Raw genomic sequence first — 11,356 nt, forward strand, 5'->3', positions numbered from 1 at the left:
CGACACCGGCGCGTTCCGGCTGCTGGCGGACAAGGCGTACTCCCATCCCAGTACGCGGGCGCACCTGCGGGCGAAGAAGATCGCTCACACGATTCCCGAACGCAGCGACCAGATCGCACGCCGCAAGGCCAAGGGCTCGGCCGGTGGGCGACCACCGGCCTGCGATGCCGAGCTCTACAAGGACCGCAACACCGTCGAACGCGGGTTCGGCCGGCTCAAGCAGTGGCGCGCTATCGCCACCCGCTACGACAAATACGCCACCACCTACCTCGGCGGTGTCCTCCTCGGCTGCATGATCATCCATCACCGCGTCCGCAGTTAGCAGACACGCTCTAGCCGGATGCCGCAGGCGCCGGTGCCCGCCGCACTGTCGGCACTGGCGGCGGCGGGCCGCTCGATCGCCGACGTGCAGGCAATCACCACGCACAACCCGTTCGCGGTCAACGATCTGTACTTCGCCCGCGAGACCGGGATCAAGGCCGAGGACATGAACGCGTTCGGCTGCAGCCTGATCTTCGGGCATCCCCAGGGCCCGACCGGCCTCCGATCCATCGCCGAACTGATCGAGACGCTGCGCCTGCGCGGCGGCGGGGCCGGGCTGTTCACCGGCTGCGCCGCGGGCGACACCGGTGCCGCCATCGTCCTGGAGGTCACGGACTGATGACCGGCGACACCTTCGCCCCACCGTCGATCGAGGCCGAGGGGCTGCCCGACGGCCGGCTGCTGCTGCGCTCGACAGAGCGGCTGGCCCCGCACCCGGTCAGCGTCGTGCACTCCTTCCGGGCCGGAAGCGAGGCGCATCCGGATCGGCTGCTGATCGCCGAGCGGGTGGACGGGGAATGGGCCCGGCTCACCTGGGGAGAGGTCCGCGAGCAGGCCGACCGCCTGGCCCAGGGCCTGCTCGACCGCGGGCTGGCCGACCGGCCGGTCCTGGTGCTCTCGGGCAACAGCCGGCTGCACCTGGTGGTGATGTTGGCCGCGATGACGGTGGGCGCCCCCGTCGTCCCCACCAGCGTCGCGTACTCGTTGCAGAGCGCTGATCACGCCAAGCTGCAGGCGATGGTCGAACTGGTCGACCCCGGCCTGGTCGTCGCGGAGAACGCCTCCTTCGCCCGCGCGGTCGCTGCTCTGCGCGAGGACCGGACGGTGCTCAGCCGGGACGGCGACCTCCCCGGTTCGATCGCCGCCGCGGAGTTCGGTGCCGACCCGACCGAGGAGGTGGACCGCCGCTGCGCCTCTCTCGGGCGGGAGGACGTCGCCAAGATCCTCTTCACGTCGGGATCGACCGGCACCCCGAAGGGCGTGCTGACCACCCACGGCATGCTCTCGGCCAACCAGCAGCAGATGCGGCAGGTCTGGCCGTTCCTCTCGGTGGAGCCACCGGTGCTGCTGGACTGGTTGCCCTGGAGCCACACCTTCGGTGGCAACCACGACCTCAACATGGTGCTGGTCAACGGCGGCACGCTGTGGATCGACGACGGCCGCCCGGCGCCCGGGCTGGTTGAGCGGACGGTGCGCAATCTGGCCGATGCACGCCCGACGGTGTACCTCAACGTGCCCGCCGGCTACGCCGCCCTCCTGCCGCACCTGGAGCGGGGCCCTGCAGCGGCGCGGGCCTTCCTGTCCCGGTTGCGGCTGGGCTTCTTCGCCGCGGCCGCCCTCCCCCAGGAGCTGTGGGACCGCCTCGGGAAGCTCGCCGCCGACCACGGTTCCGGGATGCAGATGACCACCTCGTGGGGGCTGACCGAGACCTCCCCGGCGGCGACGTCCGCGCACTTCCCGATCACCCGCAGCGACGTCCTGGGCGTCCCGCTGCCCGGGCTGGAGCTGGCGGTCGTACCCGTCGGGGAGAAGACGGAGGTGCGGGTACGAGGTGCCAACGTGACGCCCGGCTATCACCGCCGTCCCGACCTGACGGCGGGGGCCTTCGACGAATACGGGTTCTTCCGCACCGGAGACGCCGTGGTCCTCGCCGACCCCGACGACGTCGCCGCCGGCCTGCTGTTCCGCGGCCGCATCGCGGAGGACTTCAAGCTGATGACCGGCACGTTCGTCAGCGTCGGCACACTGCGGCCCAAGCTGCTCTCGGCCTCCCGTGGGTTGCTCACCGACGCCGTCATCTGCGGGCAGGACCGCGAATTCGTCACCGCGATGGTGTGGCTGCACCCCGAGCACACCGGCCGCGTGGACGCCGACGGCGTGCCCGAGGCGTCGCTGCGCGCGGAGCTCGTTGCGACCCTGGGGCGACTGGCGGCCGAGGGGGGCGGCTCTTCTCACTGCGTGGAGCGGCTGCTCGTACTCACCGAGCCGGCGCAGCTCGACGCCGGCGAGATCACCGACAAGGGGTACGTCAACCAGGCAGCCGTCCGGGACCGACGGGCCGCCCTGGTCGCTCTCCTCTCCGTCGAGCCGACGCCACCGCGGGTGGTCGTGAGGGCGGTGGACTGAGACATGGGGCAGCAGGTGGTCTCCTGGATCGAGCACCACGCCCGTCGTACCCCTGACAGCGTCGCCCTGGTGGACCTGCACCGCGGGCGCTCGGCCCGATACGCGGAGCTGGCTGGCCGGGTGAGCGCACTCGCCCGGTCGCTGGCCGATCGGCACGGTGTGCGGCCCGGTGACAGGGTCGCGGTGCTCTCCCGTAATGACACCCGCGTGTTCGAGGTCGTCTACGCCTGCGCGCTGCTCGGCGCCGTGGTGGTGCCCCTCAACTGGCGGCTGTCGGCCAACGAGCTGGCCGCCATCGGCGGCGACGCCGAGCCCGCGGTCCTCGTGTCCGAGAGCGCGTCGGCCGCGGTGGCCGCCGGGGTGGCGGCCGCGGCCGGCATCCCGTCGACCGTCGTCTGGGCCAGCGAGGACGGCGAGGACGACGGGTACGAGGAGCTGGCCACTGCTCCCGTGCCGGAGGGGTGGGCGCCGGAGCCGGTCGACGAGGACGCGATCTGGATGATCATCTACACGTCCGGCACGACGGGTCTGCCGAAGGGTGTACAGGCCACTCATCGTGGAGTCCTCGCGAGCATGCTCGGCATCCTGGTGGCGCACAGGGTGGGGGCGGACTCTCGCTGTCTGACGGTGCTGCCGACCTTCCACGTCGCCGGCCTGAACCTGTTCGCCAATCCCGTGCTGTTCGCCGGCGGCACCGTGCTGGTCGCGCGCGTGTTCGATCCGGCGCAGGCCGTTGGTCTGCTCACCGACGGCGCCGCGCCGGTGACCCACTTCTGCGGGGTGCCCGCGAACTACCAGTTCATGGACCAGTTGCCGACGTTCGACGACACACCGCTGCCGCCGTTCGTCGCCGCCATCGGCGGCGCTCCGGTGCCGTCGGCACTCGTGGAGACATGGGCGCGGCGGGGCGTTGCCCTCACCACCGTCTACGGCATCACCGAGGCCGGCGCCTGCGTGACGGCCGTGCCGCCGGGCCAGGAGGTGAGCCACAACGGCACGATCGGCTTGCCGCTTCTCTACGCGCGTTGCCGGGTGTACACCGCCGAGGATCGGCCGGCTGCTCCGGGGGAGACGGGGGAGCTGCAGCTGTCCGGGCCGCTGGTGACATCGGGCTACTGGCGCAACCCCGCCGCCACTGCTGAGGCGTTCACCGGCGACGGTTGGCTGCGCACCGGTGACGCGGCCTCCGTGACCGACGACGGCCACCTGGTCCTGGTCGACAGGTGGAAGGACATGTACATCTCCGGCGGGGAGAACGTGTACCCGGCCGAGGTGGAGAACGCCCTGCACGCCCACCCGGCCATCAACCAGGCCGCCGTCGTGGGGGCGCCGCACCCACGCTGGGGTGAGGCAGGTGTCGCCTTCGTCGTCCTCGTCCGGGATGCCGAGGCCGCACCGGACGAATTGCGGACCTGGTGCCGTGAGCGGCTGGCCGCCTACAAGGTGCCCGTCCGGGTCGTCGTCGTCGACGAGTTGCCACGCAACGCGACGGGCAAGGTGCTCAAGGGGCCGCTGCGGAACTCTGCCAGGAGCGGGACCTGATGCCTGTCGACATGGCAGCGCTGATCGACGACCTCGCAGCCGAGTCAACGGAGCTCGACGCCGTGCTCGCGACCCTGCAGCCCGCCGACTGGAAGCGCCCCACACCCGCCGTCGGCTGGTCGGTCCAGGACCAGGTCACCCACCTGGCGTTCTTCGACGAGGCCGCGGTGACCGCAGCGACCGAGCCCGACCGCTTCCGGGAGGAGATCGCCCGACCGGGCGCCGGGGGCGGCGACGTTGCCGACTGCGTGGCGGCGCGGTACCGGTCGATGCCGCCGGGCGAGGCGATGGCCTGGTTCAGCGCGGCCCGGCGCCGCTACCTCGAGATCTTCGTCGGCCTGGACCCGACCACGCCCCTGCCCTGGTACGGGCCTCCGATGAGCGCGGCCTCGTCGGTGACCGCACGGCTGATGGAGACCTGGGCGCACGGCCAGGACGTGTTCGATGCCCTCGCCAGGGCCCGTCGGCCCACGGCGCGGTTGCGGCACATCGCCCACCTCGGGGTGCGGACCCTCGGCTGGAGCTTCCAGGTCAACGGTCGTCCCAGACCCGACGTCCCGGTCCGCGTGGAGCTGACCGCCCCTGAGGGAGGCACTTGGACGTGGGGGCCTGCGGACGCCCCCGACCGGGTCTCGGGCCCAGCCGAGGACTTTTGCCTGCTCGTCACCCAGCGGCGCAACCGCGACCGCACGGCGCTGCGCGCCCGCGGCCCGGTCGCCAACGCCTGGCTGGACCTGGCGCAGGCCTTCGCTGGACCTGCTGGCGGTCGTTGACCACCCGAACAGGGACAACCTGAACCGGCGCGGTCTCTGCGCCGGTCACTGGCCGCCGTCCCCATCCGGAACCTCCCAAGGCATGCCGTAAGTGGAACGGAACATCTTCGAGAGGTGTGAGGCGCCCACCTGTGTCAACGGTTGAGCCCGCAGCTCACCGCGACTCCTTCGCGGCGAGCGGAACTGGCCGCAGGGGTTCTGACCGACAGGGCTTCCCGGCGTGACGCCGCCTCCTCTCCCGGAGCCGAGTGTCCCCGTGCCGGGTCTCATGGAGGCTCTCAATCCACCTGAGGATGAGAGTCATGGCGGCACACCGCCGACGCCCTGCACACCCAGCGCGAGCATGCGACCTACCTGCACGGCCGCGGCGCGCACTACCTGTTCACCGTGAAGCGGAACCAGCCGACCCTGCACGCCGCGCTCGCCGGGTTGCCCTCGTCGGCAGTCGATCGGCAGGTGAGCAAGCAGTTCGGGCACGGTCGGGGCGAGCCCCGTTCGATCGCCGTCCTTGACGTCGCTGGCGCCCCCGGCATCGACGGCCTGTTCCCGTACGCCGCCCAGGTGATGCGCGTGATCCGCCCCCGCACGCACACCGCGACCGGCAAGCGCTCCCCGGAGGTCGTCTATGCGATCACGTCCCTGGACCACCGCCGGGCCGACCCCGGCCTGCTGGCCGGCTGGCTGGAGGGCCACTGGGGAATCGAGAACCGCGTGCATCACGTGCGCGATGTGACCCGGGGTGAGGACGGATCCCCGACTCGCACCGGCGACACGGCGCAGCATACGTCCGCAGGGGACAGAACATGCACGTCGCAACGGGACGTCCGCCCCGGCTGGCCTCGGCACGGGTGCCGTGACTGGATGGTCGTTCGCGCCCCGCGGATGGTGTCAGGCACCGGGTTTGATGAAGGCCTGGAACTCCCGGTCGGCGGGTCGCTGATCGGGGGCGGTGCGGTTGTTGATCTCGTACTCCACCGGCGGGACCGGCCCGAGCTCGCCGGTGGAGGCGTCGGTGGCTGAACCAGTCGATGTGCTCGGCCACGGCTCGGGGCCTGTTGCCCCGAGGCGCTTCGGTGCCCGCGAGTTGACCCTCCTCTACCCGAGGGCGAGTGAGCCCACCGGCTGCGCCGAGATCGTTCACGACGGTGTGGCAATGACCGGGCCTTCAGCGCGCCTGGGAGGTCGCCCGGAGAAGAAGGCCTTCAAGTGATCGCCTGATGTGGCCCCGTCAGGAGTCTTCGCTTATCACCCTCCTGGCTCGGCTCGGCTGCACCCTCATCGGCTCTCCCGGCATCTTCGGGTAGTCCGGGGGATAGGGCATCTCGCCCAGCCCGAGGTCGTGCTCCTGCCGCTCGGCCAACTCGATCAGCGGCTCGATGCCGAAGGCGTGGTCGGCCAGGCCGGCGTGCTTGTCACCGACCGCGGCGAAGCGAGCCGGCATGGTGCGGACGTCGAAGTCGAATGGCGTCACGTCAGGCAGCTCGTCCCAGTCCAGCGGGGCGGAGACGGGCGCGTGTGGCTTGGGCCGGATGGAGTACGCCGAGGCGATCGTGCGGTCCCGGGCCATCTGGTTGTAGTCGATGAAGATCTTCTCGCCGCGCTCTTCCTTCCACCAGTTCATGGTCACCCGGTCGGGGATGCGCCGTTCCAGTTCCCGTCCGAACGCGATCACCGCGCGCCGCACCTCGGGGAACGTCCACCGCGGCTGGATCGGCACGTACACGTGCACCCCGCGGCCGCCGGAGGTCTTCGGCCACCCCTCCATGCCCAACTCGTGCAGCAGCTCCCGCACGTGCGGCGCCACCGAGACGGCGTCAGAGAAGTCGGTGCCCGGCTGCGGGTCCAGGTCGATGCGGATCTGGTCAGGCTGCTCGACGTCGGACTTCGACACCGGCCACGGGTGGAACGTCAGCGTGCCGAGGTTGGCCGCCCAGGCAACGACGGCGACCGAGTCCGGCGCGATCTCGTCCGCCGTCCGCCCGCTGGGAAAGGTGATGTGCGCGGTCTGCACCCAGTCGGGGGCGTTCTTGGGTACCCGTTTCTGGTAGAACGCGTCCCCGGTATTGTCGACCCGGGTCGAGATCCGGGCTCCCTCGAACACCCCCCTGGGCCAGCGCTCCAGCGTCGTCGGCCGGTCCCGCAGGGCGAACAGGATGCCCTCACCGACGGAGATGAAGTACTCGACGACGTCGATCTTGCGGATGCCCCGGTCGCCGAAGTACGGCTTACCCGGGCTGCTGACGCGCACGTCGTGCCCATCGACCTGCAGCACCACGGCGTCCTTGCTGCTGGTCATGTGGGCTCCGTTCGTCCGAGCTGACCGGCCGGCTGCGCGGTCAGGCGGGGCAGGTGAGCCCGTCCAACGGCGCAACCAGGTCGATCAGGTACGCGTCGACCGCCGCGGTCACGCAGTCGGTCTTGGGATAGGCAGTGTGCCCGGTGCCCTGCCAGGTGAGCAGCACCCCGCTCGTGAGGTCCTGGGCCATGTCCACCGCGCCGGGCAGCGGCGTCACCGGGTCGCCCTGCGTCCCGACCACCAGGATAGGGGCGCTGCCCTCGGCGTCCCGGTCGGGCAGTGGAGTGCGCGGGGCGTCCCAGACCGAGCAGGTGTACAGGCTGGTCGCGGCGCCGGCGCCGAACAGCGGGTACTTCACGTTCCAGTCGGCCACCAGGCCGCGGACCGTCGCGGCGCTGAACTCCTCATCGGTGTCAGCGCAGTTCACCGTCACGTTCGCGTCGATCACGTTGCTGTACGTGCCGTCCTCGTTCCGCCCCGTGTAGGTGTCGGCGAGGGTGAGGATGCCGGCGGAGTCGCCGTTGCGGGCGCTGGCCAGCGACTGGGCCAGCTGCGGCCACGCGCCGGGCTGGTACAGCGCCGACTGGACGCCGGTGAGCACCAGTCCCGGGGTTGCCTGCCGGGTCTCCCCGGCCCGGCTGCTGGGGATGGGCCTGGTCGCAGCCTGGGCCAGCACGTCGTTCAGGAACTGCCGCGGGTCTCCACCGACCGGGCAGCCGCCGACCAGGCCGGTGCAGTTGGCGGCGAACGCATCGAAGGCCGCCTCGAAGCCCTGCGCCCGCGACTCGGCCGCGGCCTGCTCGTCGGCGTCGGGGTCGACCGCTCCGTCGAGCACCAGGGCCCGCACGCGGTCCGGGAACAGCTCGGCGTAGGTGGAGCCCAGCGTGGTCCCGTAGGAGTAGCCGAGGTAGGTCAGCTGCTCGTCGCCGAGCGCCTGCCGGACGCGGTCCAAGTCCCGGGCGGTGGCAACGGTGCTGAAGGCGCCCAGCGCGTCCTGGTACTTCTCGCTGCACCCGTCGGCCAGGTCCTGCGCCTGGGTGAAGACGGCGTCGAGCTGTGCGGGGGTGGTGGGCCGCGGCTCCGCGGCGGTGATCGCGTCCTTCTGCTGGTCGGAGATGCACTCGACCGGCGTCGACAGGCCAACCCCGCGCGGGTCGACCCCGACCACATCGAAGTGCTGCAGGACGTCGACCGGCAGCGTCAGTGCCGACTGGATCGCCGCGTCGGTGGCCGAGATGCCCGGACCGCCGGGATTGACCATCAGCGACCCCCGGCGGTCGGTCTGCCCGGCGAGCACGGCCCGGACCAGGAACAGCTGCAGCGTGGGCCCGGCGGGGTCGTCGTAGCTGACCGGCACCGTCGTCGTCCCGCAGGAGAAGGTGAGCGCACGGTCCGAGCCCGGGCGGTTCGCGATGATCGGCTGGATCTGACCGTTGCAGTCGGTCCAGTCGATGACGTCGGCCGCGGGCGCGGTCGTGCCGCTGGCCGAGGTCGAGCTGGCCGCGGGCTCGGAGTCGTCGGCGGAGGTGCAGCCGGCGAGGGCCAGGACGGCGGACAGGAGGCCGGCCAGAGCCAGGCTGACGGGAGTGGGGCGGCGACGGTGCAACATCATGATCACTCCAGGGTAGGAGGCGGTGCCGCCGCCCGCCCGGGGCGCTCAGCCCCCGAGGACCTCGGCGAGGTCGTACTTCACCGGCACGTCGAGCTGGTCGTAGGTGCAGGAGCGGGCGTCCCGGTCGGGCCGCCAGCGCTGGAAGTGGCCGGTGTGCCGCAGCCGGCTGCCCTCCAGCTGGTCGTACTTGACCTCCACCACGAGCTCGGGCCGCAGCGGCACCCAGGAAAGGTCCTTGCCGGCGTTCCAGCGGCTCGTGGCGCCGGGCATGCGGTGCTCGCCCGCACCCTCGGCCCCGGTAGAGGTGTCGGCGTTCGCCCAGTCCTGCCACGGGTGCCCGGACAGCGCGCTGGCCCGGTAGGCGGCCAGCTCCTCGACCAGCTCGGCCCGGCGCTTCATGGTGAACGAGGCCGCGACGCCGATGTGCTGGAGTGTGCCGGCGTCGTCGTAGAGGCCCAGCAGCAGCGACCCGACCACCGGGCCGCTCTTGTGCCAGCGGAACCCGGCGACTACGCAGTCGGCCGTGCGCACGTGCTTGACCTTGGTCATCAGCCGCTGGTCGGGGGCGTAGAGCAGGTCGGCCCGCTTGGCGATCACGCCGTCCAGCCCGGCGCCCTCGAACTCGGCGAACCAGCGCTGGGCCAGCTCAGCGTCCTGAGTGACGGTGGTGACATATACCGGCGCCCGGGCGCCGGCCAGCGCCTGCCGCAGCCGCGCCTGCCGCTCGCCGAACGGTGTGCTCAGCAGCGACTCATCGCTCAGGGCGAGCAGGTCGAAGGCGACGAAGGACGCCGGTGTCTCCGCGGCAAGCTTGCTGACCCGGGAGGCGGCGGGGTGGATGCGCTGCAGCAGCGATTCGAAGTCCAGCCGGTCACCCCGCGGGACGATGATCTCCCCGTCGACCACGCAGCGCTCGGGGAGCTGTGCCTTCGCTGCCTCGACCACATCGGGGAAGTAGCGGGTGAGCGGGCGCTCGTTGCGGCTGCCCAGCTCGACCTCGTCGCCGTCGCGGAAGACGATGCAGCGGAAACCGTCCCACTTGGGCTCGTAGTAGAGGCCGTCGCCGGTGGGCAGGCTGGCCGCGGGCTTGGCCAGCATCGGTTTGACCGGCGGGAGCACGGGCAGGTCCATGAGCTCAGTCAAGCAGCAGGTGCCGACAGGTCACAGCTGCAGCAGCCCGGCCTGCGTCGGCCGGAAGCCGCAGGCGTCGAGGTAGAAGGACGCCAGGTCGTCGTCGAAGTCGACGTGCAGCCACTCGCACCCGGCCGCCCGCGCACCGTCGCGGGCCGCCGCCACGATCTGCCGGCCGATCCCGAGGTGGCGGGCATCGGCGGCCACCATCACGTCCTGCAGCCAGGCGTGCACCAGCCCGTCCCACACCACGTTGACGAACCCGACGAGCCGGCCGGTGTCGCCCACGGTGACGTTGCGTGCGGTGACGTCGCGTGCGGTGACGTCGCGTGCGGTGACGTCGCGTGCGGTGACGTCGCGTGCGGTGACGTCGCGTGCGGTGACGTCGCGTGCGGTGACCCAGCCCAGACTGTGGTCGGCGACCAGCCGGCGCCAGTCCCATTCAGAGACGTCGAAGAGCCGGGTGCCGAAGGCCTCTGCGTGCAGCAGGTTGACCTCGTCGCTGGTGAATACGCCGCGCCACGTGATGTCCATCGGCGCATCCTCGCCGGGGGCGCGAGCCACCGGCGGCAGACACGGCGATGCCGCACGGCGAGCCGGGGACGGTCCAGGCAAACACCAGGCACCCGGCTGGACCCACACCCTGCGACTCGACGGCACCCTCACCGTGACCACCCGCACCGGACTCACCGCCTCCACCCGAGCACCACGCCTGGACGACCGGAAGGACCCCCGGCCGGACGAGGCCGTGCCCTTCTGAGGGCGGTTCGGCCGCCAAGGAGGGCGTAGTGGAAGGGGTCAGTCAGCCGGCTGACAGGCGGTAGCGGGTGAACAGGTAACCGTCCTCCTCGAGCACCTGGACCAGCCGGCCGGAGACGGGGACCGGCAGCGCATCGGCGCCCAGCATCCCGGGGGCCCCGCCGGCCAGCAGCGGTGCGATCGACAGGTCGAGCTCGTCGACGACCCCGGCGCCCAGGGCCGCGGAGAACAGCGACGGGCCTCCCTCGCAGAGCAGCTGGGACAAGCCGCGCTCGGCGAGGGCATCCACGGCGGCGCCCAGGTCCACGTCGTCGTCCCCGCAGACGAGCACCTGCACACCCGCATCAGTGAGCGCGGCCCGGTGGCCGGCGTCCGCGGCGGCGCAGGTGACCAGCACGGTGGGGGAGACCGCATCGGTCACCAGCTGGTCGGCCGGGGCCAGCGACGCCCGCCGCGAGACCACGACGACCGGCGCGGTGGACACTCGCCCCAGCCCGGCCCGCAGCCGGCCCACCGCGGAATCGGCGAGCACCGGCCGGTAGCCCTCTGCCGCGGCGGTCCCGTGCCCGACCAGGACCGCGTCGGCCAGCGCCCGCAACACGCGGAAGACCCGCCGGTCGCCGTCCGAGCCCAGCCCGCCGCTCCGCCCGGCGACGCTCGTCGCGCCGTCCAGCGCCGCGACGAAGTTCACCCGCAGGTGCCGCCCGGCCGGCACCCGGTACGCCTCGGCCAGGGCCGCGTCGTCCAGCCCAGCGTCATCGACCGGGCCCGGGCCGGGCAGGAGCCGCCGCACCG

11 protein-coding genes are annotated in these 11,356 nt (G+C 72.0%); 6 read left to right on the forward strand and 5 right to left on the reverse strand.

Translation table 11 applies throughout. From position 1 onward, the window contains the following. The 6 genes from BLW04_RS09830 to BLW04_RS09855 form a co-directional block, all read left to right on the forward strand. Positions 1–322: transposase (locus BLW04_RS09830; protein ID WP_139306795.1), on the forward strand; the 322-nt coding region annotated here is incomplete at its 5' end. An 18-nt stretch (positions 323–340) separates the two neighbouring features. Then, entirely contained in the window at positions 341–661 is a 321-nt protein-coding gene (locus BLW04_RS09835; RefSeq protein WP_254781233.1) for a beta-ketoacyl-[acyl-carrier-protein] synthase family protein, read from the forward strand. Beyond that, positions 661–2,448, forward strand: coding sequence for a feruloyl-CoA synthase (locus BLW04_RS09840; protein WP_091539490.1), 1,788 nt, complete (start codon positions 661–663; stop codon positions 2,446–2,448). Before BLW04_RS09835 ends, BLW04_RS09840 begins: the two co-directional genes overlap by 1 nt. Positions 2,449–2,451: 3 nt before the next feature. After that, the gene (locus BLW04_RS09845) at positions 2,452–3,990 is read left to right on the forward strand and encodes an AMP-binding protein (protein ID WP_091539495.1); all 1,539 of its coding nucleotides are present in this window, start codon (positions 2,452–2,454) and stop codon (positions 3,988–3,990) included. After that, the gene (locus BLW04_RS09850; RefSeq protein ID WP_091539498.1) at positions 3,990–4,763 is read left to right on the forward strand and encodes a TIGR03084 family metal-binding protein; all 774 of its coding nucleotides are present in this window, start codon (positions 3,990–3,992) and stop codon (positions 4,761–4,763) included. The genes BLW04_RS09845 and BLW04_RS09850 overlap by 1 nt, the downstream gene beginning before the upstream one ends. Before the next feature lie 324 nt (positions 4,764–5,087). Next, positions 5,088–5,783: an ISAs1 family transposase gene (locus tag BLW04_RS09855; RefSeq protein WP_139306796.1), complete on the forward strand. Its 696-nt coding sequence runs from the start codon at positions 5,088–5,090 to the stop codon at positions 5,781–5,783. A 208-nt stretch (positions 5,784–5,991) separates the two neighbouring features. On the opposite strand, the gene ligD is transcribed toward BLW04_RS09855, so the two are convergent. The 5 genes from ligD to BLW04_RS09885 all read right to left on the reverse strand — a co-directional run bounded on the left by ligD (position 5,992) and on the right by BLW04_RS09885 (position 11,354). Next, positions 5,992–7,059 carry a non-homologous end-joining DNA ligase gene (gene ligD, locus BLW04_RS09860; RefSeq protein WP_091539505.1) on the reverse strand — a complete coding sequence of 356 codons (1,068 nt, stop codon included), beginning with the start codon at positions 7,057–7,059 and terminating at the stop codon, positions 5,992–5,994. A gap of 40 nt (positions 7,060–7,099) precedes the next feature. After that, positions 7,100–8,671: an alpha/beta hydrolase gene (locus BLW04_RS09865; RefSeq protein ID WP_091539508.1), complete on the reverse strand. Its 1,572-nt coding sequence runs from the start codon at positions 8,669–8,671 to the stop codon at positions 7,100–7,102. Positions 8,672–8,716: 45 nt separating this feature from the next. Further along, a complete protein-coding gene (locus BLW04_RS09870) occupies positions 8,717–9,802 on the reverse strand; it encodes an ATP-dependent DNA ligase (protein ID WP_091539512.1) in 1,086 nt (361 codons plus the stop codon). Between the two features lie 30 nt (positions 9,803–9,832). Then, positions 9,833–10,336: a GNAT family N-acetyltransferase gene (locus tag BLW04_RS09875; protein ID WP_139306797.1), complete on the reverse strand. Its 504-nt coding sequence runs from the start codon at positions 10,334–10,336 to the stop codon at positions 9,833–9,835. Between the two features lie 268 nt (positions 10,337–10,604). Next, entirely contained in the window at positions 10,605–11,354 is a 750-nt protein-coding gene (locus BLW04_RS09885) for a dihydrofolate reductase family protein (RefSeq protein WP_091539519.1), read from the reverse strand. Positions 11,355–11,356 lie beyond the last annotated feature (2 nt).

It is taken from the genome of Modestobacter sp. DSM 44400 (genome assembly GCF_900107175.1).
Classification (GTDB): Bacteria; Actinomycetota; Actinomycetes; order Mycobacteriales; family Geodermatophilaceae; genus Modestobacter.